Source organism: Methyloversatilis sp. NSM2, assembly GCF_038066675.1.
Lineage (GTDB): Bacteria > Pseudomonadota > Gammaproteobacteria > Burkholderiales > Rhodocyclaceae > Methyloversatilis > Methyloversatilis discipulorum_A.
Window position 1 is genome coordinate 1083065 of record NZ_JBBUKV010000001.1, and the last position, 22769, is coordinate 1105833.

The window sequence follows — 22769 nt, forward strand, 5'->3', positions numbered from 1 at the left end:
CAAGAAGAGCTCCGTATGAACAGGTCGAGTATGTCCGCACGCTCCATATTCATTGCATTGCTGTCTTCGCTCGCCTTGCTGACGGCCGCACCGGTGCGCGCAGAAAGCGACGTCAAGATCGGCTTCGTCGACACCGAACGCATCCTGCGCGAGGCGGCACCGGCGGTGCGTGCGCAGAAGAAGCTCGAGAAGGAATTCGAGAAGCGCAGCCAGGAGCTGGAAAAGCTGGCCAAGCAGTTGCAGGGCATGCAGCAGAACATGGAAAAGAATGCGGTCACGCTGTCCGACAGCGACCGCCGCGCCAAGGAGCGCGAATTCAGCGAACTCACCCGCGACATGCAGCGTCGCGAGCGCGAGTACCGCGAAGACCTGAACCAGCGCCGCAACGAAGAACTGGCCGGTGTGCTCGACAAGGCCAACAAGGCGATCAAGGTGATCGCCGAGGCCGAGAAGTACGACATCATCTTCCAGGAGGTGGTGTATCGCAGCCAGCGCATCGACATCACCGAGAAGGTGCTGAAGGCGCTGGCCGACCCGCCGGCAAGCAAGTAAGAACATGGCAGCCCGTCTTGGCGACATCGTCGCCCGGTTGGGCGGCGAACTGCATGGCGACGCCGACCTGCTGGTCGAGCAGGTGGCGCCGCTCGACAGCGCCGGCCCGGCTCACATCTCCTTTCTGTCGAACCCGAAGTACCGCAGCGTTCTCGCCAGCAGCGGTGCGGGTGTGGTCATCGTGCCGCCGGCCGACGGCGAAAATCTCGCCCGCACGCACATCCGCGTGCGTAATCCCTATCTGTACTTCGCCCGCGTCGCCCAGCTGCTGAATCCCGATCTGCGCCCGGCAGGTGGCATCGATCCGGCTGCAAGCGTGCATCCGGGTGCGCGGATCGACGCGTCCGCCCATGTCGCCGCCGGTGCGGTGGTGGACGAGGGGGCGGATATCGGCGCCAACGTGCTGATCGGCGCCGGTTGCGTGGTGGGCGAGGGCGTGCGCATCGGCGCTGGCACGCGGCTGCACCCGCGCGTGGTCGTATACGCGCACTGCGTGATCGGCGAGCGCTGCATCCTGCATTCGGGCGCCGTGATCGGTGCCGACGGCTTCGGCTTCGCCCGAGAGACGGATGGCAGCTGGGTCAAGATTCCGCAGATCGGTCGCGTGCTGATCGGCAACGACGTCGAAATCGGCGCCAACACGACGGTGGACCGCGGCGCGCTCGAAGACACCGTGATCGGTGATGGCGTAAAGCTCGACAACCTGATCCAGATCGCCCACAACGTGCGTATCGGCGACCATACTGCGATGGCGGCGTGTTCCGGCGTGGCCGGCAGCACGACGATAGGCAAGCGCTGCATGATCGGCGGTTCGGCCAACATCATGGGCCACATCGACATCGTGGACGACGTGGTGGTATCGGCGGTGTCGTTCGCGACCAAGTCGATTCCGGAGAAGGGCGTGTACACCGGTTCGGTGCCGTCGATGGAGCACAAGGAATGGACGCGCAACTACTCGCGCCTGCGCCACCTCGACTCGATGGCCGATCGCATCAAGGCGCTCGAGCAACAACTTGCAACGCTGCAAGGCAACAAGGAAGACTGAATTGAAATCGATGGACATCCACGCGGTGCTGAAGTCGCTGCCGCACCGCTTTCCTTTCCTGCTGGTCGATCGCGTGCTCGAAGTCGAGGCGGGCAAGTACATCAAGGCGCTGAAGAACGTCACGATCAACGAGCCCTTCTTCCCCGGCCACTTCCCGAACCACCCGGTCATGCCGGGCGTGCTCATCGTCGAGGCGCTGGCGCAGACTGCGGCCATCCTGTCCTTCGAAACGCTGGGCACGACGCCCGACGCCGATTCGGTCTACTACCTCTGCGGCGTAGACAACACCCGCTTCAAGAAGCCGGTCATGGCCGGCGACCAGCTCATCCTCGAAGTCGATCTGCTCAAGCACTCGCGCGGCATCTGGAAGTACCAGGCGCGCGCGCGTGTCGACGGCGGCGTGGTGGCCGAATCCGAACTGCTCTGTGCGGTGCGTCCGACCTGATGGCAACGCTCATCCATCCGACCGCCATCGTCGATCCGGCGGCGCAGATTGCCGATGGTGTCGAGATCGGTGCCTACAGCATCATCGGGCCGAACGTCGAGATCGGCGCCGGCACCAAGGTGCATGCGCACGTGGTGATCCAGGGCCACACTCGCATCGGGCGCGACAACGCGTTCCACCCCTTCTGTTCGATCGGCGGCGCACCGCAGGACAAGAAGTACGCCAATGAACCGACCCGTCTGGAGATCGGCGACCGCAACACCGTGCGCGAATACGCGACGATGAACTGCGGCACCGTGCAGGACGGCGGCGTCACGCGTCTCGGTGACGACAACTGGATCATGGCCTACGTGCACGTGGCGCACGACTGCCAGGTCGGCAGCCACACCATCATGGCCAACAACACCGCGCTGGCCGGTCACGTGCATGTCGGCGACTGGGCCATCCTCGGCGGCTTCACCGGCGTGCACCAGTTCGTGCGCGTCGGTGCGCACAGCTTCTGCGGCGTGCATTCGAGCGTGCTGCAGGACGTGCCGCCCTTCGTGCTGGCCAACGGCGTGCCGGCCAGCCCGCACGGCATCAACAGCGAAGGCCTGCGCCGTCGCGGCTACAGCAGCGAAGCCATCATGGCGATCAAGCGCGCCTACAAAACGCTGTACCGCGAGGGGCTGACGCTGGACGACGCCAAGGCCGCCATCGCCGAAGCGGCGAAGGCGACGCCCGAAGTTGCGCTGCTGTCCGATTTCCTCGCATCCGGCGGACGCGGCATCATCCGATAATGGCCTCCCGCATCACGGTGGCCATGGTCGCCGGCGAAGCGTCGGGCGACCAGCTGGCTGCGCACCTGATCAAGGCGCTGCGCGATGCGCGGCCCGATATCGACTTCGTCGGCATCGGCGGGCCGCGCATGCAGTCGGCCGGATTCGACGCCTGGTGGCCGTCGGAAAAGCTGGCCGTGCGTGGCTATTTCGAGGTGCTCAAGCACTATCGCGAACTGGCCGGCATCCGTCGCAGCCTGCTCGACCGCCTGCTCAAGGACAAGCCGGCGGCCTTCATCGGCGTCGATGCGCCCGATTTCAACCTGTGGCTGGAGCGCAAGCTGCGCGACGCCGGCGTGCCCGCCATCCATTACGTGAGCCCGTCGATCTGGGCCTGGCGCGGTGGCCGCATCAAGGGCATCGCGCGCAGCGTGTCGCGCGTGCTCTGCCTGTTCCCGTTCGAGCCGGCGATCTACGAAAAGGCCGGCGTGCCGGTGAGCTATGTCGGCCACCCCTTCGCCGACGAGATTTCGCCCGAACCACAGCGCTTCGCCGCCCGCGAACGGCTGGCGATTCCGGTCGATGCGCGCATCGTGGCCTTGCTGCCGGGCAGCCGCCAATCGGAACTTCAGTACAACGCACACGCGTGGATCGGTGCAGCCAAGCTGCTGCACGAGCGCCATCCGGATCTCCGATTCCTGGTGCCGCTGACCACGCGCGAAACGCGCACCCAGTTCGAACAGGCGCTGTGGGACTGCCAGGCAACCGAACTGCCGGTGTCCATCCTGTTCGGCCACGCGCGCGACGCGCTGATGGCGTGCGACGTGGCGCTGGTGGCCAGCGGTACAGCGACTCTCGAAGCGGCGCTGTGCCGCGCGCCGCACGTCGTGGCCTACCGCATCCACGCGCTGAGCTACCGCATCATGAAGCGCATGGCCTACCAGCCCTGGGTCGGCCTGCCCAATATCCTGGCCGGACGCAGCATCGTGCCGGAACTGCTGCAGCACGACGCCACGCCTGAAAAGCTGGCCGACGCGCTCGACGCGCTGCTCGGCGACGCGGTGGCGCGGGCGGCGCAGATCGACGAATTCGAGCGCATCCACTTCACGCTGCGCCAGGGCACGGCAGCGCGCGCTGCCGCCGCCATCCTGCCGCACCTGCCACGCGCATGAAGATCGCCGGTGTCGACGAGGCCGGCCGCGGTCCGCTGTGCGGGCCGGTCTATGCGGCGGCGGTCATCCTCGATCCGGCACGCCCGATCGACGGTCTGAACGATTCGAAGAAGCTGTCGGAGAAGAAGCGCGAGGCGCTGGCGCCCTTGATCCGCGAGCGCGCGCTGGCCTGGGCGGTCGGCATCGCGACGGTGGAGGAAATCGACCGTCTGAACATCCTGCACGCGACCATGCTGGCGATGCGGCGCGCGGTCGAAGGCCTCGCCGCACCACCCGATCAGGTGCTTGTCGACGGCAACCGCATACCGCCCGGCCTCACCGTTCCGGCACGCGCCATCGTCGGCGGCGACGCGTCGGAAGCGGCGATCTCGGCCGCCTCCATCCTGGCCAAGACCGGTCGCGATCACGAAATGATGGCGCTGGCGGCGCTCTATCCACAGTACGGCATCGCCAAGCACAAAGGCTATCCGACCGCCGAACACCTGGCCGCATTGCGCATCCACGGCCCGTCGCCGATACACCGGCGCAGCTTCGCGCCGGTCGCACAGAGCGCGCTGGATTTCGGCGTGCCCGACTGAGGCCGTTCGCCTTCGCTTGAGCCAGTTCAAGCCGCCCGTGCAGCGAGGGTCTAGCATGGGCAGCATGTCCTGCTGCACACATCCGCAATGAATCCGTTTGGCTGGCTCAACGACCAGTTGCTGCGCATGCAGTGGCTGTCAGACCTGGTGCGCACCCTGGTCGAGCAGGGCATGGGCTTGCCGATGAGCGGACGGGTCGGTGCAAGCGTGCATTTCTTCATCTATGACACGGCGAAGATATTCATCCTGCTGTCGCTGCTGATCTTCGGCATTTCATACGTGCAGAGCCATTTCCCGCCGGAGCGCACGCGTCGCATCCTGGGACGCTTTTCCGGGGTGCGCGGAAATGTGCTGGCAGCCCTGCTCGGTACCGTCACGCCCTTCTGTTCCTGTTCGTCGATTCCGCTGTTCATCGGCTTCACCAGTGCCGGCCTGCCGACAGGCGTCACCTTTTCCTTCCTGATTTCGTCGCCGCTGGTCGATCTGGCGTCCGTCATCCTGCTGGCGAGCATTTTCAACTGGCCCATCGCCATTGCCTACGTGACGGTAGGCGTCGTGCTGGCGGTGGTCGGCGGCAGCTTGATCGGCCGTGCGCGGATGGAGCGCCACATCGAGCCCTTCGTATTCACCAGCCCGGTCATGAACGGTGATGAAAGCGTACCCGACGTGCGCGAGCGCCTGCGCTTCGCCCGTGATCAGGTGCGCGACATCGTTCGCCGCGTCTGGCTCTACATCCTGATCGGTGTCGCCATCGGGGCAGCCATCCACAACTGGATACCGGCAAGCCTGATCAACGGGCTGCTCGGTCAGGACAAGCCATGGTCGGTACCCCTGGCCACGCTGGTCGGCATGCCGATGTACGCCGACATCTTCGGCACGCTGCCGATCGCCGAGGCGCTGGTTGCGCGCGGCGTGGGGCTGGGAACGGCGCTGGCGTTCATGATGTCGGTCACTGCGCTGTCGCTGCCGTCCATCGTCATGCTCAAGCGCGTCGTCCGCACGCCGCTGCTGGCGACATTCGTCGGCATCGTGGCGGGTGGCATCGTGCTGATCGGTTACATGTTCAACGCGCTGGCGAGCGCATTCACCTGACGCGACAGACGGGGAGACGACATGATCATCAAGGTACTGGGCAGCGGTTGCCGCAAGTGCATCGAACTGGCGGACAACACGCGCAAGGCGCTGGCCGCACGCGGCCAGCAGGCGGATATCGTCAAGGTGACCGATTTCGTCGACATCGCCGCCTATGGCGTCATGTCGACGCCGGCGCTGGTGATCGACGAGAAGCTGGTGTCCGCGGGCAAGGTGCTGAGCGAACAGGAAATCGGCGAACTGCTCGGCAAGGCCCGCTGAAGCGCTCAGTCCGGCGGGTCCAGATGCACGGCCAGCCAGACCGATGGCGTGGCGGCATCGGTGCGGTCGACGCGGTGGCGCCGATGCGCCGCGATGAACACCCAGTCGCCGGGGCGCAGTTCGCGACCGGTCGCTTCATCCTCGAATCGCAGCGTGGCGGAACCGCTCAGCAGTGCCACCCATTCGTCGCCCGGCTGGTCGTACCAGAAGCCGGGCGGGCTGCACTGACCGGTCGACACGATGCGCTCGATGCGCACGCCAGGCCGCGCGCACAGCGTTTCGAACAGCTCTTCCGGCTGCGATGCCGACGGCAGGCCGTCGAACAGGTTGGCGCTCACGCTGCGGCCTCGTCCAGCAGTTCGGTGTCGTCGTGCGCATAGGCCGGGCTGCAGCAGCAGAGGATGATCAGCGCCCCGCTGCCGGTCGCCTCGATGCAGTGCCTCGTGCCAGGCGGAATCAGCACGGTGTCGCCGACCGTCACGTCGAAGCTGTGCTCGCCCAACGTCATGCGCCCCTGGCCGGCGGTCACGTGGTACAGCTCTTCGGTCACGTGATGCCGGTGCAGCGCGGTGCGCGTGCCGGCCGGTACGGTCGCTTCGGCCAGGCTCTGCGCCCGCCCGCCGTGCTGCGCCGGATGCATCAGTTCGCGGATCAGCGATCCGTCCTTGGTCACGTAGGCGGCGATGTCGTCGTAGCGGGTCTTCATCGGGTGTGCGGAACAGGCGAACCGGGTGGAGCGCCAGCGTAGTCGAAAGCACGAGAAGCTTGCATTGATTCGATAATTCAAATAATGTTGAATTATGGAAGAACAGGACATCATCCGCGCGCTGGCCGCACTGGCCCACGAAATCCGTCTGCGCGTGTTCCGCGCACTGGTGGTTGCCGGCCCCGACGGCATGACGCCCGGCGCGCTCGGCGAGGCGCTGGCGGTGGCGCCGACCACGCTGTCCTTTCATCTGAAGGAACTGACCCAGGCCGGCCTGCTGCTGCAGTCGCGCGACGGCCGTCACCTTATCTACCGCGCCGACTACGCCCGCATGGGTGCACTGATGGCCTATCTGACCGAAAACTGCTGCCGCGGCACGCCCTGTGTCGAGGCTGCACCTTCCTGCACGAACTGCTGACCGGAGAACCGCAATGAAGCGCTTTCACGTCCATCTGCACGTCGACGACCTGGCGAAGAGCATCGCCTTCTACAACAAGCTGTTCGACGTCCAGCCGGCGCGCACCGAAGCCGACTACGCGAAGTGGATGCTGGAGGATCCGCCGGTCAATTTCGCGATCTCGACCCGTGGCAGCAAAGCAGGCATCGACCACCTCGGCATACAGACCGACGACCCGGCCGAACTGGCGGCGATGAAGGCGCGCGCCGAGTCGGCCGACATGGCACTGCTCGACGAAGGCGAAACCACCTGCTGTTACGCGCGCAGCGAAAAGCACTGGGTGACCGACCCGCAGGGCATCGCCTGGGAGCACTTCCACACGCTGGGCAACATTCCGGTGTTCAACGAAGCGGCCAGCGGCGGTGCTGCCTGCTGTGCGCCGCAGGCGCCGGTGACGCGCGGCAAGCCGCTGAACATCGGCGTGAAGACCTCCGGTTCGGGCTGCTGCTGACATGGTTCGCCCGCTCAACGTGCTGTTCTTGTGCACCCACAACTCGGCGCGCAGCGTGCTCGCCGAGTGCCTGCTCAACCACCTCGGCGGCGCGCGTTTCCGCGCCTTTTCGGCTGGCAGCCAGCCGAGCGGGCGGGTGAATCCGTTTGCGCTGCAGGCGCTGGCGGAGCAGGGCATCGATACGACGGGCGTGCGCAGCAAGGCCTGGGACGAATTCGCAGCGCCCGACGCACCGGCGATGGATCTGATCATCACCGTGTGCGACAGCGCAGCCGGCGAAACCTGCCCGGTGTGGCCGGGCCATCCGGCGACCGCGCACTGGGGCTACGCCGATCCGTCAGCCACGCCCGGCAGCGATGCGGCGAAGCTGACCGCCTTCCGCGACACGCTGGCGCTGATCCGCCGTCGTCTCGAAATCCTGGTCGCGATGCCGGACGAACGTCTGCACGCGCTGGCGCTGCAGCAGACCGCGCGCGATCTGGCCGCACACTGAGGTCTTTCCATGGGCATGTTCGAACGCTGGCTCACCCTGTGGGTGGGCCTGGCCATCGTCGCGGGTGTTGCGCTGGGTCTGGTCGCACCGTCGGCCTTTGCTTCCGTTGCTGCGCTGGAACTGGCACACGTCAATCTGGTGGTGGCCGTGCTCATCTGGGTGATGATCTACCCGATGATGATCCAGATCGACTTCGCCGCCGTGCGCGACGTCGGTCGCCGGCCGCAGGGCCTGGTGCTGACGCTCGTCGTGAACTGGCTGATCAAGCCCTTCACGATGGCCGCACTGGGCGTGCTGTTCTTCCAGCATCTGTTCGCGCCCTGGGTCGATCCGCAATCGGCGTCGGAATACATTGCCGGCATGATCCTGCTCGGCGTCGCACCGTGCACCGCGATGGTGTTCGTCTGGAGTCAGCTCACCCGCGGGGACCCCAATTACACGCTGGTGCAGGTGTCGGTGAACGACCTGGTCATGGTGTTCGCTTTCGCGCCGATCGCCGCCTTCCTGCTCGGCGTGACCGACGTGGCGGTGCCGTGGGAGACGCTGCTGCTGTCCACTGCGCTCTACGTGGTGCTGCCGCTGCTCGCCGGCGTGCTGACACGACGTGCGCTCGGCAATGGCACCGCACTGGCCCGCTTCGTCGCGCGGCTCAAGCCCTGGTCCATCGTCGGTCTGCTGGCGACCGTGGTGCTGCTGTTCGGTTTTCAGGCGGAAACCATCGTCGCCCAGCCCTTCGTGATCGCACTGATCGCCGTGCCGCTGGTGCTGCAGACCTACGGCATCTTCGCCATCGCCTTCGTCGCCGCGCGGATGATGAAGCTGCCGTATCCGGTGGCGGCACCGGCCTGCCTGATCGGCACGTCGAATTTCTTCGAACTTGCGGTCGCCGTCGCGATCTCCCTGTTCGGTCTGCACTCGGGCGCGGCGCTGGCGACCGTGGTCGGCGTGCTGGTCGAAGTGCCGGTCATGCTGTCGCTGGTCGCCTTCACGCGGCGCAGCGCGCATCTTTTTCCGGATTCCGCTGAACTTTTTTAGAACAAGTCTAAACAAAGAGGCAGTTTCGCAATATCATTGCGACTTTCACCCCACCCACAAAAGAGGATCTCGACATGAGCATCATCAACAGCACCGTCCAGCCCTTCAAGGCAAACGCTTTCCACAACGGCAAGTTCATCACCGTGACCGACGAGAGCCTGAAGGGCAAGTGGTCGGTGATCGTGTTCATGCCGGCTGCCTTCACCTTCAACTGCCCGACCGAAGTCGAAGACGCGGCCAACAACTACGCCGAATTCCAGAAGGCTGGTGCCGAAGTGTATATCGTCACCACCGACACCCATTTCTCGCACAAGGTGTGGCACGAAACCTCGCCGGCCGTCGGCAAGGCCCAGTTCCCGCTGGTCGGCGACCCGACCCACCAACTGACCCGCGCGTTCGACGTGCACATCGATGAAGAAGGTCTGGCGCTGCGCGGCACCTTCATCATCAACCCGGAAGGTCAGATCAAGACCGCCGAAATCCACGACAACGCGATCGCCCGCGACATGAACGAAACGCTGCGCAAGCTCAAGGCTGCCCAGTTCGTCGCCAGCCATCCCGGCCAGGTCTGCCCGGCCAAGTGGAAGGAAGGCGCTGAAACCCTGACCCCGTCGCTCGACCTGGTCGGCAAGATCTAAGCGCACAACGCTTCGCAGAGGCGCCCGGGTCAGGTGCCAGGGTGTGTTCTCAAGCGGTTTTGAGAACATGCCCTGACGGCGCCCGGCCCGGGCGTATTGTTTTTCGCATCATCCGTTTCGAAAGCCGAGCACACCATGCTGGACGCCACTCTCAAGGGCCAGTTGAAGGCCTATCTCGAAAAGCTGCAGCATCCGATCGAACTGACGGCTGCGCTGGACAACAGTGCCGCTGCAGGCGAACTGCGGGGCCTGCTGTCCGACATCGCCGAACTGTCGGACAAGATCACGGTGAGCGAGGAGCAGGGCAGCGCCGCCCGCAAGCCGTCGTTCGCGATCAACCGGAAGGGCGGCAACATGTCGCTGCGCTTCGCAGCCATTCCGCTCGGCCATGAATTCACCTCGCTGGTGCTCGCGCTGCTGCAGGCCGGCGGTCATCCGCCGCGCGTGTCGGACGAGATGATCGAACAGATCAAGTCGCTCGACGGCGACTACAGCTTCGAAGTGTTCATGTCGCTGTCCTGCCACAACTGCCCGGACGTGGTGCAGGCGCTGAACCTGATGGCGGTGCTGAACCCGCGCGTCAAGGTGGTCACCATCGATGGCGCGCTGTTCCAGAAGGAAGTCGAGGACCGTCAGGTGATGGCGGTACCGATGGTGTTCCTGAACGGTGAACTGTTCGGCGCCGGTCGCATGACGCTCGAAGAGATCGTCGGCAAGGTCGACACCGGTGCTGCAAAGCGCGACGCCGACAAGATGAGCGCCAAGGCGCCGTTCGACGTGCTGGTGGTCGGCGGTGGACCTGCCGGCTCGGCGGCGGCGATCTACGCCGCGCGCAAGGGCATCCGCACGGGTGTCGTGGCGGAGCGCTTCGGCGGCCAGCTGATGGACACGCTGGGCATCGAGAACTTCATCTCGGTCAAGGAGACCGAAGGCCCCAAGCTCGCCGCCGCGCTCGAAGAGCACGTGAAGAGCTACGAGATCGACGTGATGGCGCTGCAGCGCGTCGACAAGCTGATTCCGGCCGCTGAGTCGGGCGACGGCCTGATCACGCTGCAACTGTCCAATGGCGGCCAGCTGAAGTCACGTTCGGTCATCCTCGCCACCGGCGCGCGCTGGCGCGAAATGAACGTGCCGGGTGAACGCGAGTACCGCAACAAGGGCGTGGCCTACTGCCCGCACTGCGACGGCCCGCTGTTCAAGGGCAAGCGCGTGGCGGTGATCGGCGGCGGCAATTCGGGCGTCGAGGCGGCGATCGACCTGGCTGGCATCGTCGGTCACGTGACGCTGCTGGAATTCGACAAGCAGATGCGCGCCGACGCGGTGCTGCAGCGCAAGCTGCTGAGCCTGCCCAACGTGAAGGTGATCCTGCAGGCGCAGACCACCGAAGTCACGGGTGGGGCCGACGGCAAGGTCAATGCGCTGAAGTACACCGACCGCGCCACCGGCGAATCGCATACGGTCGAGCTCGAAGGCATCTTCGTGCAGATCGGTCTGGTGCCGAACACCGAGTGGCTGAAGGGTTCGATCGAGCTGACGAAGTACGGCGAAATCCCGGTCGATGCGCGCTGCGAAACCAGCACGCCGGGCGTGTTCGCTGCCGGCGACGTGACCACCGTACCGTACAAGCAGATCATCATCGCGATGGGCGAGGGCTCGAAGGCGGCGATTTCGGCTTTCGACCATCTGATCCGCACGTCGGCACCGGCCTGATCACCGGGACGCGTTAACATCGGAGCCCGCGCATCGCAGGATGTGCGGGCTTTTTCTTGGCTGCGCGACTGCCCGTGCGCCATTCACCGAGGGTCTTCACACCATGAGCCACGTTCCGTTGCTGCTGTTCCTGCACGTCGCCGCAGTCACGATCTGGGTCGGCGGCATGTTCTTCGCCTATGTCTGTCTGCGCCCGGTGGCCGCCGTGCAGCTCGAACCGCCGGCGCGGCTGCGCCTGTGGCGCGGTGTTTTCGGCGGCTTCTTCCCGCTGGTGTGGGCGTCGGTCGTCGTCATCCTCGTCAGCGGGCTGGGCATGATGCTGGCGGTCGGCATGAAGGCGGCGCCCATCCACTGGCACCTGATGTTCGGCGTCGGCCTGATCATGATGTTCATCTTCATGCACGTGTTCTTCGCGCCGTACAAGCGGCTGCTGCGTGCGGTCGATGCGTCCGACTGGCCGGCCGGCGGCGCGGCGCTGGCGCAGATCCGCAAGCTGGTCGGGCTGAACACCGTGCTCGGCTTCGTCACCATCGCGCTGGCCACGCTGGGGCGCGCACTGGTGGCCGGATGAAGCACGTACAGTCGCGCGACAACGCGCAGTTCAAGCAGCTGCGCAAGCTCGCGACCTCGTCGCGCGCGCGGCGCGAAGCGGCGGAGACGCTGATCGACGGCATCCATCTGGTCCGCAGCGCGCTCGACGCCGGCGTGCGTCCGAAGCTCGCCATCGTCGCCGAGCGCGCGCTGGATCAGAGCGAGGTGAAGGACATACTGGCGGAGCAGGGCGACGCCGTGCTGCTGCTCACCGACGCGCTGTTCGACGAACTGAGCCCGACCGACACGCCGACCGGTCTGCTCGGGCTGATCGACATACCGGCCGAGGAGGAGGAGCCGATCACCGGCGACTGTCTGGTGCTCGACGCGGTGCAGGACAGCGGCAACCTCGGCACGCTGCTGCGCGCCGCCTGGGCCACAGGCGTGCGCGACGTGCTGCTGACCACCGGCTGCGCCCAGGCCTGGAGCCCCAAGGTGCTGCGCGCCGGCCAGGGCGCGCATTTCGGTCTGCGCATCCGCGAGCACTGCGACGTGGCGGCGGCGCTCAAGACTTACCCGGGCCGCATCGTCGCCACCCGGCTCGACGCGCGCACCTCGCTGTATGCGCTGGACCTGCGCGGCCCGGTTGCCTGGCTGTTCGGCAACGAAGGCGCCGGCCTGTCGCCGGCCGTCAGCGCGCTGGCGACTGATCCTGCCATCATCCCGATGCCCGGTGCGGCCGAGTCGCTGAATGTCGCAATGGCGGCCACCGTCTGTCTGTTCGAGCAGGTAAGGCAGCGCCTCAAGGCCTGATCAGGCGGCCGGCGCTTCGCCCGCTACGTCCGGCCGTGCCGCCCAGGGCACCAGGCCGGCGGCGGTGGCGAGGCGCACCAGTTCGACGTCGCTGCGCACGTCGAGCTTCTGGCGGATTTCGCTCATCCGGTTCGAAATGGTCTTCGGGCTCAGCTTCAGCGCGTCGGCGATTTCGTCCACCGTCATGCCGGCCAGCAGCAGGCGGCAGATCTCGAACTCGCGCGGCGTCAGCACGTCCAGCCGCTTCTCGTCCGGCATCACGTTGTCCAGCGCCAGCTGTTCGGCCACGCGCGGGCTCAGCGTGCGCCGGCCCTGGGCGGCGGCGATGACGGCCTGCACCAGCGCTTCCGGTTCGGTGTCCTTGGTCAGGAAGCCGATGGCACCGGCCTCCAGCGCCTGGCGGGCGAAAGCCGGCTGGGCGTGCATCGAGAACATGAGCACGCGCGCCCGGCCGTCGAGTGCCAGCATGCGGCGCGCTGCCTCGATGCCGCTGGCGCCGGGCAGCGAAATGTCCATCACCACGACGTCCGGCTTCATCAGCCTGAACAGCTGGTAGGCCTCGTCGGAACTGCCCGCTTCGCCGACCACCTCCATCATGCGGTTGTGTTCGAGGAAGCGGCGGTAGCCAGCGCGCACAACGGCGTGGTCGTCGACGAGCAGAACGCGGATGGGAGTGTTCGGAGCCATGTCAGTGTTCCTGTACCGAGGTTTTCAGGGGCAGCCAGGCGGTGACTTCCCAGCCGCCGCGCGAACGCGGACCGGCCTGGCAGTCACCACCCAGTGCGAGCGCGCGTTCGCGCATGCCGACCAGACCGAAGCCGCTTTCGGGTGCGACGTAGGGCGTCGGTTCGCCGTCGTCGGTCACCCGCAGCGATACGCGGCCGAGCCTTGTGTCGATGTCCAGGTGGACATCGATGCGGGTGCACCGTGCGTGCTTGGCCGTATTGGTGAGGCACTCCTGCACGATGCGGTAGAGCGTGATGTCGTGCATGGCCGACAGCTGACCGAGATCCTCGTCGAGATGGAACACCACCTCGACCTTGTCGGCGCCACGGCTGCGCTGGGTGCCCAGTTCGGCCAGCGCGTGGCGCAGGCCCAGTTCTTCGATGTCCGGCGGGCGCAGGTGTTCGAGCAGGTTGCGCACCAGGCGCAGAAGGTGGCCGACCTGTTCCGACATCCAGCGCGCCGCCTCGCGGTGCTCGGCCAGTTCGGGCCGGCCCTCGCAGGCGTCGGCCAGCAGACGGGCGTGCGGGTGGATGGCCACCAGATAGGGGCTCAGTTCGTCGTGCAGATCGCGCGCCAGCGACTGGCGGATTTCCTCTTCGTGCGTGATCAGCTTGCGCAGCAGGCGAGCGCGCTCGTTCACCGCCGCCTCCAGCGTGGCCGCCATGCTGTTGAAGGAATCGGACAGCGGCGCCAGGTCGCCCGGGCCGACGTTGTCCAGCCGGGCGTCGAGACGGCCTTCGCCGATTGCCGACAGCGCCCGCATGACGCTGCCCAGCGGCTGCAGCGCACGGCCGACCGCCCAATACACCATGAAGCAGGCGATCAGCCCGATCGCCAGCACCATGCTGGTCTGCTTGATGTAATCGTCCCAGATCTCGCGCAGCTCGTCGTCGGCGTTCGGCACCAGCAGGTAGTAGCCAACCACGCGCTCGCCGACGCGGATGTCCTTGCGCAACGGCGGCAGGTTGCGCAGTCGCTCGCCCATCCAGTTCAGCGCGGCCGGCGCCTCGATCGGCGGCGCGTCGCGCGAACTCAGTATGGTGCTGCCATCCAGCGCGTGCACCTCGACGGTGAGGTGGCGCAGCGTGCGCAGCTCATGCGTGAGATCGATGTGCGCGAGCAGCGACTCGGTAGACATGCCGGGCGGCGCCGGCGTCAGCACACTGGGCAGCAGCGCGTGCGCAAGACGCGCCACGGAATCGATCTCGGTCACTGCATCGTCGTGGGCGTCGTAGAGCCTGCGCCCGCTGTCGGCGATCACCAGCAGGGTCATCAGCGAGGCGATGATGAGGGTGAGTCTGAAACGCAGACTCATGCAGGCATTCCGGAAGTTGGGTGACCGGGCATCGTAATGCGAAGGCTGTCGGGAAATCCTCCCGCGCATCGCGCGCCGCCGTCCGTGGCGCGGGACCGCATCCCGCCCGGTGCGATTGGATTTCCCTGCCACGAGCGGGCGTGACTCACCGATATTGAACGGCGCTGTCGCCGTTCGAGCGGCACGTCACCGAGGAGAAAGCCATGAAGAAAACTGCCCTGATCTGCACGCTGGCCCTGCTTGCCGCACCGGTCTTCGCCGCCGACGCGAAGAAGCCGTCGTCGGACAAGCCCGAACTGGCCCGCGACTGGGTCGAGATGGACGCCAACAAGGATGGCTACATCACGCCGGACGAAATGGTCGCCTGGGAAAAGAAGCGCGCCGACGCCAAGAAGTGAGCGGACGGTGCCGGCTGCAGTCCGGCACCTCCCCATTTTTCAAAACTTTTCCAAGCGCAAAAACACGTAAGAGCCTGTCGTCGGACGGAACTGCGGGGCGTGCTTCCGCCTCTATGCGGGGCATTCGATTTGCGCGCTAAGTATTGCCGCAACGATGCACCCCATAACCGACGACAGGAGATGGCAATGAAGAAGTTCAGTCTTGTTTTTGCAGCCTGCGCCGTGATGAGCGCCGGCGCCCACGCTGCCGACGCGAAGGCCGACAAACCCGAGCTGGCGCGCGACTGGGTGGCGATGGACGTCGACCGTGACGGCCACATCACGCCGGACGAAATGGTCAATTACGAAAAGAAGAAGGCCGCGCAGAAGAAGTGAGGTCCGGGGCTGGATGAGCCCCGGATCCTTCGTACCGACGGGGGCCGCACTGCGGCTCCCGTTTTTTTGTGCGTGCCCGGCGCGCCACGCCGACGCCGAGGCCGCCTACACTGCGGCCATGGACTGCGTACTGATTTCCCATCCCGACTGTCTGGACCACCGTCCGGGCGACCGTCACCCCGAATCGCCGGCCCGGCTGCAGACCGTGCTCGCCGAACTCGAGCGCACCGGCGTCACGCGCAAGTGGCAGCGCGTCGAGGCGCCTCTGGTCACCCGCGCCCAGCTTGAACGCGTGCACAACGCCGCCTATCTCGACGAAGTCGAGCGAGTGGCGCCCAAGACCGGCACCTACAAGCTGGAGAGCGACACCGTGATGTCGCCCGGCTCGCTCGCCGCCGCGTCGCGCGCCGCCGGCGCCGTCGTGCAGGGCGTCGATCTGGTCATGAGCGGGCGAGCGAAGGCGGTCTTCTGCGCGACACGCCCGCCCGGCCACCACGCGAAGCCGGGGGACGCGATGGGCTTCTGCATCTACGGCAACGTCGCGGTCGGCGCCGCGCACGCGCTGGCGACGCACGGCATCGAGCGCGTCGCCATCGCAGATTTCGACGTGCACCGCGGCAACGGCACCGAACTGATGTTCAGGCGCGAGCCGCGCGTGCTGATGGCCGACAGCTTCCAGCACCCGTATTACCCGCGCGGCGAGTTTCCCGAGCGAGCGGGCTACATTCCGCTGCGCATGGCGGCGGGCGAGGGCTCGGACGCCTTCCGCCGGCACTGGAAAGAGGTCGCGCTGCCGAAGCTGCGCGCCTTCCGGCCGCAGCTGGTGCTGATTTCCGCCGGCTTCGACGCGCTGCGCGACGACCCGTTGGCCAATATCGAACTCGAAGCCGCCGACTATCGCTGGATCACGCACGAACTGCGCGACATCGCCGAGGCGTCGGCGCAGGGGCGCATCGTGTCGACGCTGGAAGGCGGCTACGGTCTGCCGGCCATCGGCCCGGCGGTGGCCGCTCACCTGATGGCGCTCGGCGACTGCAGCGTCTAGACTGCGCCGGCATTCACTGCGGACTTTCAATATGGATATTCAATGGTGGCACTGGCTGGTCGCCGGTCTTGCACTGCTGGTGATCGAGCTGGCCGTGCCCGGCATGGTGGTGCTGTGGTTCGGCGTTGCCGCGATCGGCATCGGTCTGCTGCTGTGGGCGGTGCCCACACTGTCGCTGACGCTGCAGCTCGCGTTGTGGGCGGTGCTGTCCTGCGTGCTGGTTTTTGCGTGGTTCCGCGTCTTCCGCGCCGACCAGCACCGCACGCACTCCGGCATGTCGGCCGGTGACGTGCTCGGCGAGGTGGGTCTGGTGGTGCACGAGATCACCCCCTTCGGTCGCGGCCAGGTGCGCTTCCAGAAGCCGCTGCTCGGCGCCGACGTATGGGACTGCATCGCCGACGACACGCTGCCGGTCGGCGAGCGGGTGAAGGTACTGTCGGTCGAGGGCTCGCTGCTCAAGGTCGGGCGCACGAACATCAACAAAACCTGAGGGAGGATTGCCCATGAGTTCCGGACTGATCGTCGTCATTGCATTGGTAGTATTCGTCGCCGTCACGCTGGCCAAGGGCCTGCGCGTGGTGCCGCAGGGCGAGGAGTGGGTGGTGCAGCGCATGGGCAAGTACCTGCGCACGCTGCTGCCCGGCCTCAACATCATCATTCCCTATCTCGACGACGTCGCCTACAAGGTGGTGACCAAGGACATCATCCTCGACGTGCAGGAGCAGGAGGTGATCACCCGCGACAACGCGGTCATCCGCACCAATGCGGTCGCCTTCATCAAGGTGACCGACCCGGTCAAGGCGGTCTATGGCGTGACCGACTTTTCCGAGGCGATCCGCAACCTGATCATGACCACGCTGCGTTCCATCGTCGGCGAGATGGACCTCGATCAGGCGCTTTCCAGCCGCGACAAGATCAAGGTGCGGTTGCGCGAGAGCATCGCCGACGAGGCGATCGACTGGGGCCTGACCGTGAAGTCGGTCGAGATCCAGGACATCAATCCATCCGACTCGATGCAGCGTGCGATGGAACAGCAGGCCAGCGCCGAGCGCGAGCGCAAGGCCATGGTGACGCGCTCCGAAGGTCAGAAGCAGTCGATGATTCTCGAAGCCGAAGCGCGGCTGGAGTCGGCCAAGCGCGATGCCGCCGCCCAGGTCACGCTGGCCGAGGCGAGCGCGGAATCGATCCGTCGCGTCACCGCATCGCTGGGCGAGCAGCAGCTGCCGATGATGTATCTGCTCGGCGAGAAGTACATCGCCGCGCTGAACAAGCTGGGCGAATCGCCGAACGCCAAGGTGGTCGTGCTGCCGGCCGACCTGCAGGACGCCGTGGCCGGCATCTTCGCGCGCGCCGGCGGCAAGGGCTGAGTTCGCGCGGGCCATCCAGAACCTGCAGGAATCCTGACATGCCCGGCCCGCACGCGCGGGCCGGCACCTGATCGGCGAGAATCGGCCTGTAGGCGGCCTTGTCCGCTCCCGCACCCGAGACAATACGAATGAGCGACATCGAACGCGAGTCCATGGAATTCGACCTGCTGGTCGTCGGTGCCGGCCCGGCCGGGCTGGCGGCGGCGATCCGCGCGAAACAGCAGGCGGCACAGGCCGGCATCGAACTGTCGGTGTGCGTGATCGAGAAGGCGGCCGAGGTCGGCGCCCACATCCTGTCCGGCGCGGTGATGGACCCGCGCGCGCTGACCGAATTGCTGCCCGACTGGGCCTCTCAGGGCGCGCCGCTCGACACGCCGGTCACCGAAGACCGCATGCTCTTCCTGTCGGAAACCGGTGCGCGCCCGGTGCCGCACGCGCTGCTGCCGCAGAGCTTCCACAACGACGGCAACTACATCGTGCGCCTGGGCCACGTCGTCAAATGGCTGGGCGAGCAGGCGGAAGCGCTGGGCGTCGATGTGTTCGCCGGCTTCACCGGCGCCCAGCTGCTGATCGAGGACGGCAAGGTCGCCGGCGTCATCACCGGCGACATGGGCCTCACGCGCGACGGTGAGCAGGGGCCGAACTTCCAGCCGGGCATGGCGCTGCGCGCGAAATACACGCTGTTCGCCGAAGGCTGCCGCGGCCACTTGGGCAAGGAGCTCGAACAGCGCTTCAATCTGCGCGACGGCGTCGACCCGCAGACCTACGGCCTCGGTCTGAAGGAACTGTGGGAGGTACCGGCGGCACAGAGCCAGCCGGGCCTGGTCGTGCACACCGCCGGCTGGCCGCTGGACAATGCCACCTACGGCGGCGGCTTCATCTATCACCTGAAGGGCAATCTGGTCGCCATCGGCTACGTGGTCGGGCTCAACTACAGCAACCCGCACCTGTCGCCGTTCGAGGAATTCCAGCGCTACAAGACCCACCCGGCCATCCGCACTCACATCGAAGGCGGGCAGCGCCTGTCGTACGGTGCGCGGGCGATCACCGCCGGCGGCCTGCAGAGCCTGCCCAAGCTGGTGTTCCCGGGCGGTGCGCTGATCGGCGATGACGCCGGCTTCCTCAATGCCGCGCGCATCAAGGGCAGCCACGCCGCGATCAAGAGCGGCATGCTGGCCGCCGACGCCGCGGTCGAGGCGATTGCCGCCGGGCGCGCGCAGGACGCGCTCGCCGCCTACCCGGAGAAATTCCGCATCAGCTGGCTGCGCGACGAGCTCTACCGCACCCGCAACTTCAAGCCCTACATGAAGAAAGGCCTGTGGCTGGGCGCCTTCCTGTACGGCGCCGAACAGCTGCTGTTCAAGGGCGCCGTGCCGTGGACGCTGCGCAACACCGCCGACCACACCTCACTGCAGCCGGCCGCCAGCTGTACGCCGATCGAATACCCGAAACCGGACGGCGTGCTCACCTTCGACCGCCTGTCATCGGTCTTCCTGTCGAGCACCAACCACGAAGAGGACCAGCCCTGTCACCTGCGGCTGGCCGACGCCGGCGTACCGATCACCGTCAACCTCGCCGCCTACGACGCGCCCGAGCAGCGCTACTGCCCGGCCGGCGTCTACGAAATCGTCCGCGAGCAGACCGGCCCACGTCTGCAGATCAACGCGCAGAACTGCGTGCATTGCAAGACCTGCGACATCAAGGACCCGACGCAGAACATCACCTGGGTCACGCCGCAGGGCGGGGAAGGGCCGATCTACAACGGCATGTAGGTCAGTTTCCTGTGGGAGCGGCCTCGGCCGCGGGTCGGACGCGATCCCCCTTGTGGGAGCGGCCTTGGCCGCGACACGGCCGTCGCCGTCCGCTGGCTTCGACGCAGGCCGCAGTCGGGGTCAGAAGACCCCTCCCAGAAAACCTCGACTCAGACCGTGGGTCGGGCGCGATCCCCGTGGGAGCGGCCTTGGCCGCGATTGGGCCGGGACCCGGCGCCGCCACTCTGCTCACCGCCGCTGTCGGGGTCAGAATACCCCTTCCACAGAACCCCAGCTCAGGCTCTGGTCGTGGATCAGGCGCACCGCCCCTGTGGGAGGGGTCTTCTGACCCCGACACGGCCGCAAAAAACCTCAACATCACCAACTCGCCGCGCCGCCGTCCAGCAACCCGCAACACCCCTCACTTCGCCGGAATGCAGGTCCCCTTGGTCACCTGCGAACTCAGCAGCCCCAGGGTTTCAGCTGCAGCACCGGCCTTCTTCGCCTGCCCGTAATGATCGGCCCACTCCTGCCGCATCTGCGCTTCCGCCGACAGACACTCCGCAAGGCTGCCGAAGACCAGATCGGTCTTGACCGGCGAGTTCATCACGATGATCACCAGCATCCACTTCATGGTCGTTCTCTCCCTGTCTGCTTATCCCGCCTACCTCACCGCACTTGAACCGCCGCCGGCCGCTTACCCCCGCACCGCTGCCTCGATCGCCGCGATATCAATCTTAGTCATGCCCATCATCGCCTCGAACGCCCGCTTCGCCGTTGCCGGGTCGGGGTGGGCGATGGCGTTCATCAGCGCCACCGGCGTGATCTGCCACGACAGGCCCCAGCGGTCCCGGCACCAGCCGCAGGCGCTCTCCTGGCCGCCGTTGCTGACGATGGCATGCCACAGCCTGTCGGTTTCCGCTTGATCCGCCGTCGCCACCTGAAACGAGAACGCCTCGGTCTGCGGGAAGGCCGGCCCGCCGTTCAGCCCGAGGCAGGGGATGCCCATGACCGTGAATTCCACCGTCAGCACATCGCCTTCCTTGCCGGACGGATAGTCTGCCGGCGCGCGATACACATTACCAACGAGGGAATCGGGAAAGGTGGCGGCGTAGAACCGTGCCGCCTCCTCGGCGCCGCCGTTGAACCACAGACAGACGGTGTTCTTTGCAGGTGTGACCATGGTCGTTCTCCTTCAAAGGTGTCCGGAATCCGGGGCGCTTCAGCGCGCATCGCCAGGCTTCGTCGTCCCGCTGCTTTGCGACTGCCAGGTATCCGCACTCCAGGTCGGCGCCGCTTCCTCAATGAGCTGCAGAAGGTCAGCGGGCAGATCATCCGAGCCGGTCAGCTGCCGGATCTCCAGAATGTCGTCCGTGCCGAGGCCCGACGGCGCGCGCAGCGCCCACTGTATGGCGTCGTCGAGCGAGGGGACTTCGATGATGTAGAAGCCACCCACCAGCTCCTTGGACTCCGCGAACGGACCATCGACGAGATAGCGTTTGCCGTCCGCAACAGCAATCCGCGCGCCTTGCGCCGCCGGATTCAGACCCTCGGACGCGATCAGCACACCCGCCGTGTGCATCTCTTCGTTGAAGCGCATGTAGGCCTTGAACAGCTCGGCATCGAACTCCGCCGATGCGTCGGATGGCGTGCTCGCTGCATCGGACTGCGCCGTGATGATGAATCGCATCGCCTGATCTCCATTCAGAGTGGGGTAGGGATGGGTACGACGAACGATGGGCTGGCGGATCGACAGGGCAGCCTGCCAGAGGGCTGAGTGCCAACTCGCAACGGACTTTCAACGCATGACAGACGACGAACCGTTAGCCCCGGATTCGGATTCGCTTTCCTCAGCGGGAAAATGTGGTCTGTCCCTTATTGGTACTTATTGGAATTTGGCTAGCCGTGGCGTTCCCGGTTGGAATCAGTTCCGGTCGTAAAATACTTTATGGCAACCAGAACGCAAAGGGCTGAATAAAGGAAAGGAAACTTCCAGTTGATGGCTTCTGTTAATGAAAAAACAACGCCACCCGTTTCGATTCTCTTCCACACAATGTGACCGTGCGGAATGAATCCTTTCGCGGAAAGCCATGCGACAACTGAAAGCAGGATCAGATAAGGACGGAGCGATAGAATGGATAATGTGATCGCTGCATAGTAGATGCCTTTTATGGCGAATACCCAGAGCGGCGTCAGGAAAACCATAAGCATGGCGAGAACACCAGGATTCCAAAGAGCAAAAGTGTCACTGGGCGACAATTTGTGCAGCTTGAAAAGGCCAATGGCGGTGCTCCAATAGAGGTTTGATGCAGGCCAATACAGAAGAAAAAAAGAAAGACCAGCAAAGCCCAAATACCAACTGATCGATTTCGCGGTACTGACAAGTCTGGCGATAGTCATGAATATCTCCTAGACGTTGCAGCTCCCACGATGGCAGCCAAGGCGCGTTCCACTAAAACGTGATGCGGACGGAAGCGCATGATCGTGTCGCTTCGCCGTGATAGACCGCTTCGATGTTGTTGCCATCCGGATCGAGCACAAAGGCCGCGTAGTAGCCGGGGTGATAGGGCCGCTCTCCCGGTGCCCCGTTGTCCTTGCCGCCACGCGCCAGCGCGGCCGCGTAGAACGCATCCACCATCGCCCGATCCTGTGCCTGGAACGCCAGGTGACAGCGACCGGTGACCTTGCCTTGCGCCGCAACGCTTGTTGCCGTCGAGATGAACAGCTCGTCCGCCCAGAAGTAGTCATCCGCCGAGCCGCCGAGGGGAATGTTCAGGGCGCCGAGAACAGCCTCATAGAAGGCCTTGCTGGCCGCCAGATCGCTGACGACGAGCTGGATGTGATCGATCAGGCGGCCGCGGTGTAGTTCCTGCGTTTCCATCGATGGGCTCCGGGTTGCGGCGCTGAATGACGAAACTCGGCGCCTGTTGCGTCGTTCGCAATGATCTGGAATGTCGAGGATGAAACCGATGTCTGCGAACTGATAACGTTCTCGGCCCCCAATTATTGCCCCTATGACACCATTCGCGGTGCTCCAGCGGGGAGCTACTCGTTG

At 65.7% G+C, this 22769-nt stretch carries 31 protein-coding genes; 22 read left to right on the plus strand and 9 right to left on the minus strand.

Going from position 1 to position 22769, the window contains the following annotated elements; genetic code table 11:
* Positions 1-30 precede the first annotated feature (30 nt).
* The 8 genes from WJU27_RS04815 to WJU27_RS04850 all read left to right on the plus strand — a co-directional run bounded on the left by WJU27_RS04815 (position 31) and on the right by WJU27_RS04850 (position 5903).
* The gene (locus tag WJU27_RS04815; protein WP_020164754.1) at positions 31-552 is read left to right on the plus strand and encodes an OmpH family outer membrane protein; all 522 of its coding nucleotides are present in this window, start codon (positions 31-33) and stop codon (positions 550-552) included.
* Positions 553-556: 4 nt separating this feature from the next.
* Complete coding sequence (gene lpxD / locus WJU27_RS04820; RefSeq protein ID WP_341421299.1) at positions 557-1597, plus strand: UDP-3-O-(3-hydroxymyristoyl)glucosamine N-acyltransferase; 1041 nt, start codon at positions 557-559, stop codon at positions 1595-1597.
* A gap of 10 nt (positions 1598-1607) precedes the next feature.
* Positions 1608-2042, plus strand: a complete 435-nt coding sequence (gene fabZ, locus WJU27_RS04825) for a 3-hydroxyacyl-ACP dehydratase FabZ (protein WP_020164752.1) — start codon at positions 1608-1610, stop codon at positions 2040-2042.
* A complete protein-coding gene (lpxA, locus tag WJU27_RS04830; protein ID WP_019918216.1) occupies positions 2042-2821 on the plus strand; it encodes an acyl-ACP--UDP-N-acetylglucosamine O-acyltransferase in 780 nt (259 codons plus the stop codon). Before fabZ ends, lpxA begins: the two co-directional genes overlap by 1 nt.
* Positions 2821-3972: a lipid-A-disaccharide synthase gene (lpxB, locus tag WJU27_RS04835; RefSeq protein WP_341421300.1), complete on the plus strand. Its 1152-nt coding sequence runs from the start codon at positions 2821-2823 to the stop codon at positions 3970-3972. Before lpxA ends, lpxB begins: the two co-directional genes overlap by 1 nt.
* Entirely contained in the window at positions 3969-4550 is a 582-nt protein-coding gene (gene rnhB, locus WJU27_RS04840; RefSeq protein WP_341421301.1) for a ribonuclease HII, read from the plus strand. The genes lpxB and rnhB overlap by 4 nt, the downstream gene beginning before the upstream one ends.
* Before the next feature lie 87 nt (positions 4551-4637).
* Positions 4638-5642, plus strand: a complete 1005-nt coding sequence (locus WJU27_RS04845) for a permease (protein WP_341421302.1) — start codon at positions 4638-4640, stop codon at positions 5640-5642.
* Positions 5643-5663: 21 nt separating this feature from the next.
* On the plus strand, positions 5664-5903 hold the full coding sequence (locus WJU27_RS04850) for a thioredoxin family protein (RefSeq protein ID WP_341421304.1): 240 nt from the start codon (positions 5664-5666) through the stop codon (positions 5901-5903).
* Positions 5904-5908: 5 nt separating this feature from the next.
* Here WJU27_RS04850 and WJU27_RS04855 read toward each other — a convergent pair whose 3' ends face one another.
* Positions 5909-6241 carry a cupin gene (locus tag WJU27_RS04855; protein ID WP_341421305.1) on the minus strand — a complete coding sequence of 111 codons (333 nt, stop codon included), beginning with the start codon at positions 6239-6241 and terminating at the stop codon, positions 5909-5911.
* Positions 6238-6609 carry a cupin domain-containing protein gene (locus WJU27_RS04860; protein WP_296811510.1) on the minus strand — a complete coding sequence of 124 codons (372 nt, stop codon included), beginning with the start codon at positions 6607-6609 and terminating at the stop codon, positions 6238-6240. Before WJU27_RS04860 ends, WJU27_RS04855 begins: the two co-directional genes overlap by 4 nt.
* Positions 6610-6703: 94 nt before the next feature.
* Here WJU27_RS04860 and WJU27_RS04865 point away from each other — a divergent pair, with 94 nt between their 5' ends.
* From WJU27_RS04865 to WJU27_RS04900, 8 genes are all read left to right on the plus strand, one after another.
* The gene (locus WJU27_RS04865; protein WP_020164744.1) at positions 6704-7027 is read left to right on the plus strand and encodes an ArsR/SmtB family transcription factor; all 324 of its coding nucleotides are present in this window, start codon (positions 6704-6706) and stop codon (positions 7025-7027) included.
* Between the two features lie 13 nt (positions 7028-7040).
* Positions 7041-7517, plus strand: coding sequence for an ArsI/CadI family heavy metal resistance metalloenzyme (locus tag WJU27_RS04870; RefSeq protein ID WP_341421306.1), 477 nt, complete (start codon positions 7041-7043; stop codon positions 7515-7517).
* 1 nt (position 7518) lies between these two features.
* A complete protein-coding gene (locus WJU27_RS04875) occupies positions 7519-8010 on the plus strand; it encodes an arsenate reductase ArsC (protein WP_020164742.1) in 492 nt (163 codons plus the stop codon).
* A gap of 9 nt (positions 8011-8019) precedes the next feature.
* A complete protein-coding gene (gene arsB / locus WJU27_RS04880) occupies positions 8020-9045 on the plus strand; it encodes an ACR3 family arsenite efflux transporter (RefSeq protein WP_341421307.1) in 1026 nt (341 codons plus the stop codon).
* Positions 9046-9119: 74 nt separating this feature from the next.
* Positions 9120-9683: an alkyl hydroperoxide reductase subunit C gene (ahpC, locus tag WJU27_RS04885; protein WP_019918226.1), complete on the plus strand. Its 564-nt coding sequence runs from the start codon at positions 9120-9122 to the stop codon at positions 9681-9683.
* Positions 9684-9818: 135 nt separating this feature from the next.
* Positions 9819-11393, plus strand: coding sequence for an alkyl hydroperoxide reductase subunit F (gene ahpF / locus WJU27_RS04890; RefSeq protein ID WP_341421308.1), 1575 nt, complete (start codon positions 9819-9821; stop codon positions 11391-11393).
* A 103-nt stretch (positions 11394-11496) separates the two neighbouring features.
* Positions 11497-11964, plus strand: coding sequence for a CopD family protein (locus WJU27_RS04895; protein WP_341421309.1), 468 nt, complete (start codon positions 11497-11499; stop codon positions 11962-11964).
* On the plus strand, positions 11961-12737 hold the full coding sequence (locus WJU27_RS04900) for a TrmH family RNA methyltransferase (RefSeq protein ID WP_341421310.1): 777 nt from the start codon (positions 11961-11963) through the stop codon (positions 12735-12737). The genes WJU27_RS04895 and WJU27_RS04900 overlap by 4 nt, the downstream gene beginning before the upstream one ends.
* Here WJU27_RS04900 and WJU27_RS04905 read toward each other — a convergent pair whose 3' ends face one another.
* The gene (locus WJU27_RS04905) at positions 12738-13424 is read right to left on the minus strand and encodes a response regulator (protein WP_304001058.1); all 687 of its coding nucleotides are present in this window, start codon (positions 13422-13424) and stop codon (positions 12738-12740) included.
* Between the two features lies 1 nt (position 13425).
* On the minus strand, positions 13426-14778 hold the full coding sequence (locus tag WJU27_RS04910) for a sensor histidine kinase (protein WP_341421311.1): 1353 nt from the start codon (positions 14776-14778) through the stop codon (positions 13426-13428).
* Positions 14779-14981: 203 nt separating this feature from the next.
* Between WJU27_RS04910 and WJU27_RS04915 the strand changes: the two genes are divergently transcribed.
* The 6 genes from WJU27_RS04915 (at position 14982) to WJU27_RS04940 (ending at position 19735) form a co-directional block, all read left to right on the plus strand.
* Positions 14982-15176 carry a hypothetical protein gene (locus WJU27_RS04915; RefSeq protein WP_019918237.1) on the plus strand — a complete coding sequence of 65 codons (195 nt, stop codon included), beginning with the start codon at positions 14982-14984 and terminating at the stop codon, positions 15174-15176.
* A 186-nt stretch (positions 15177-15362) separates the two neighbouring features.
* Positions 15363-15551: a hypothetical protein gene (locus WJU27_RS04920; protein WP_020164732.1), complete on the plus strand. Its 189-nt coding sequence runs from the start codon at positions 15363-15365 to the stop codon at positions 15549-15551.
* 118 nt (positions 15552-15669) lie between these two features.
* Positions 15670-16596 (plus strand): histone deacetylase family protein, encoded by a 927-nt coding sequence (locus WJU27_RS04925; protein ID WP_020164731.1) that lies wholly within the window; start codon positions 15670-15672, stop codon positions 16594-16596.
* Positions 16597-16627: 31 nt separating this feature from the next.
* Positions 16628-17086, plus strand: coding sequence for an NfeD family protein (locus tag WJU27_RS04930; protein ID WP_341421312.1), 459 nt, complete (start codon positions 16628-16630; stop codon positions 17084-17086).
* 13 nt (positions 17087-17099) lie between these two features.
* Positions 17100-17963, plus strand: a complete 864-nt coding sequence (locus tag WJU27_RS04935; RefSeq protein ID WP_020164729.1) for an SPFH domain-containing protein — start codon at positions 17100-17102, stop codon at positions 17961-17963.
* A 128-nt stretch (positions 17964-18091) separates the two neighbouring features.
* Positions 18092-19735, plus strand: a complete 1644-nt coding sequence (locus WJU27_RS04940; RefSeq protein ID WP_341421313.1) for an electron transfer flavoprotein-ubiquinone oxidoreductase — start codon at positions 18092-18094, stop codon at positions 19733-19735.
* A gap of 400 nt (positions 19736-20135) precedes the next feature.
* Here WJU27_RS04940 and WJU27_RS04945 read toward each other — a convergent pair whose 3' ends face one another.
* The 5 genes from WJU27_RS04945 to WJU27_RS04965 form a co-directional block, all read right to left on the minus strand.
* Complete coding sequence (locus tag WJU27_RS04945; protein ID WP_029143694.1) at positions 20136-20348, minus strand: hypothetical protein; 213 nt, start codon at positions 20346-20348, stop codon at positions 20136-20138.
* A 63-nt stretch (positions 20349-20411) separates the two neighbouring features.
* Positions 20412-20897 carry a VOC family protein gene (locus WJU27_RS04950; protein ID WP_341421314.1) on the minus strand — a complete coding sequence of 162 codons (486 nt, stop codon included), beginning with the start codon at positions 20895-20897 and terminating at the stop codon, positions 20412-20414.
* A 39-nt stretch (positions 20898-20936) separates the two neighbouring features.
* Positions 20937-21404, minus strand: coding sequence for a YciI family protein (locus WJU27_RS04955; RefSeq protein ID WP_341421315.1), 468 nt, complete (start codon positions 21402-21404; stop codon positions 20937-20939).
* 209 nt (positions 21405-21613) lie between these two features.
* The gene (locus tag WJU27_RS04960) at positions 21614-22114 is read right to left on the minus strand and encodes a hypothetical protein (RefSeq protein WP_341421316.1); all 501 of its coding nucleotides are present in this window, start codon (positions 22112-22114) and stop codon (positions 21614-21616) included.
* 52 nt (positions 22115-22166) lie between these two features.
* Positions 22167-22595, minus strand: coding sequence for a VOC family protein (locus WJU27_RS04965; RefSeq protein WP_341421317.1), 429 nt, complete (start codon positions 22593-22595; stop codon positions 22167-22169).
* Positions 22596-22769 lie beyond the last annotated feature (174 nt).

What these genes read in the sequence shown, in the direction of transcription:
- WJU27_RS04945 (WP_029143694.1), bottom strand. Translation starts at nt 20,348, where the DNA reads ATGAAGTGGATGCTGGTGATCATCGTGATGAACTCGCCGGTCAAGACC.
- WJU27_RS04850 (WP_341421304.1), top strand. Translation starts at nt 5,664, where the DNA reads ATGATCATCAAGGTACTGGGCAGCGGTTGCCGCAAGTGCATCGAACTG.
- WJU27_RS04860 (WP_296811510.1), bottom strand. Translation starts at nt 6,609, where the DNA reads ATGAAGACCCGCTACGACGACATCGCCGCCTACGTGACCAAGGACGGA.
- WJU27_RS04950 (WP_341421314.1), bottom strand. Translation starts at nt 20,897, where the DNA reads ATGGTCACACCTGCAAAGAACACCGTCTGTCTGTGGTTCAACGGCGGC.
- WJU27_RS04815 (WP_020164754.1), top strand. Translation starts at nt 31, where the DNA reads ATGTCCGCACGCTCCATATTCATTGCATTGCTGTCTTCGCTCGCCTTG.
- lpxD (WP_341421299.1), top strand. Translation starts at nt 557, where the DNA reads ATGGCAGCCCGTCTTGGCGACATCGTCGCCCGGTTGGGCGGCGAACTG.
- ahpC (WP_019918226.1), top strand. Translation starts at nt 9,120, where the DNA reads ATGAGCATCATCAACAGCACCGTCCAGCCCTTCAAGGCAAACGCTTTC.
- ahpF (WP_341421308.1), top strand. Translation starts at nt 9,819, where the DNA reads ATGCTGGACGCCACTCTCAAGGGCCAGTTGAAGGCCTATCTCGAAAAG.
- WJU27_RS04905 (WP_304001058.1), bottom strand. Translation starts at nt 13,424, where the DNA reads ATGGCTCCGAACACTCCCATCCGCGTTCTGCTCGTCGACGACCACGCC.
- WJU27_RS04920 (WP_020164732.1), top strand. Translation starts at nt 15,363, where the DNA reads ATGAAGAAGTTCAGTCTTGTTTTTGCAGCCTGCGCCGTGATGAGCGCC.
- WJU27_RS04935 (WP_020164729.1), top strand. Translation starts at nt 17,100, where the DNA reads ATGAGTTCCGGACTGATCGTCGTCATTGCATTGGTAGTATTCGTCGCC.
- WJU27_RS04960 (WP_341421316.1), bottom strand. Translation starts at nt 22,114, where the DNA reads ATGACTATCGCCAGACTTGTCAGTACCGCGAAATCGATCAGTTGGTAT.
- WJU27_RS04965 (WP_341421317.1), bottom strand. Translation starts at nt 22,595, where the DNA reads ATGGAAACGCAGGAACTACACCGCGGCCGCCTGATCGATCACATCCAG.
- WJU27_RS04865 (WP_020164744.1), top strand. Translation starts at nt 6,704, where the DNA reads ATGGAAGAACAGGACATCATCCGCGCGCTGGCCGCACTGGCCCACGAA.
- fabZ (WP_020164752.1), top strand. Translation starts at nt 1,608, where the DNA reads ATGGACATCCACGCGGTGCTGAAGTCGCTGCCGCACCGCTTTCCTTTC.
- WJU27_RS04845 (WP_341421302.1), top strand. Translation starts at nt 4,638, where the DNA reads ATGAATCCGTTTGGCTGGCTCAACGACCAGTTGCTGCGCATGCAGTGG.
- WJU27_RS04955 (WP_341421315.1), bottom strand. Translation starts at nt 21,404, where the DNA reads ATGCGATTCATCATCACGGCGCAGTCCGATGCAGCGAGCACGCCATCC.
- WJU27_RS04875 (WP_020164742.1), top strand. Translation starts at nt 7,519, where the DNA reads ATGGTTCGCCCGCTCAACGTGCTGTTCTTGTGCACCCACAACTCGGCG.
- WJU27_RS04910 (WP_341421311.1), bottom strand. Translation starts at nt 14,778, where the DNA reads ATGAGTCTGCGTTTCAGACTCACCCTCATCATCGCCTCGCTGATGACC.
- WJU27_RS04915 (WP_019918237.1), top strand. Translation starts at nt 14,982, where the DNA reads ATGAAGAAAACTGCCCTGATCTGCACGCTGGCCCTGCTTGCCGCACCG.
- WJU27_RS04895 (WP_341421309.1), top strand. Translation starts at nt 11,497, where the DNA reads ATGAGCCACGTTCCGTTGCTGCTGTTCCTGCACGTCGCCGCAGTCACG.
- arsB (WP_341421307.1), top strand. Translation starts at nt 8,020, where the DNA reads ATGGGCATGTTCGAACGCTGGCTCACCCTGTGGGTGGGCCTGGCCATC.
- WJU27_RS04900 (WP_341421310.1), top strand. Translation starts at nt 11,961, where the DNA reads ATGAAGCACGTACAGTCGCGCGACAACGCGCAGTTCAAGCAGCTGCGC.
- WJU27_RS04870 (WP_341421306.1), top strand. Translation starts at nt 7,041, where the DNA reads ATGAAGCGCTTTCACGTCCATCTGCACGTCGACGACCTGGCGAAGAGC.
- WJU27_RS04925 (WP_020164731.1), top strand. Translation starts at nt 15,670, where the DNA reads ATGGACTGCGTACTGATTTCCCATCCCGACTGTCTGGACCACCGTCCG.
- lpxB (WP_341421300.1), top strand. Translation starts at nt 2,821, where the DNA reads ATGGCCTCCCGCATCACGGTGGCCATGGTCGCCGGCGAAGCGTCGGGC.
- rnhB (WP_341421301.1), top strand. Translation starts at nt 3,969, where the DNA reads ATGAAGATCGCCGGTGTCGACGAGGCCGGCCGCGGTCCGCTGTGCGGG.
- WJU27_RS04930 (WP_341421312.1), top strand. Translation starts at nt 16,628, where the DNA reads ATGGATATTCAATGGTGGCACTGGCTGGTCGCCGGTCTTGCACTGCTG.
- WJU27_RS04940 (WP_341421313.1), top strand. Translation starts at nt 18,092, where the DNA reads ATGAGCGACATCGAACGCGAGTCCATGGAATTCGACCTGCTGGTCGTC.
- lpxA (WP_019918216.1), top strand. Translation starts at nt 2,042, where the DNA reads ATGGCAACGCTCATCCATCCGACCGCCATCGTCGATCCGGCGGCGCAG.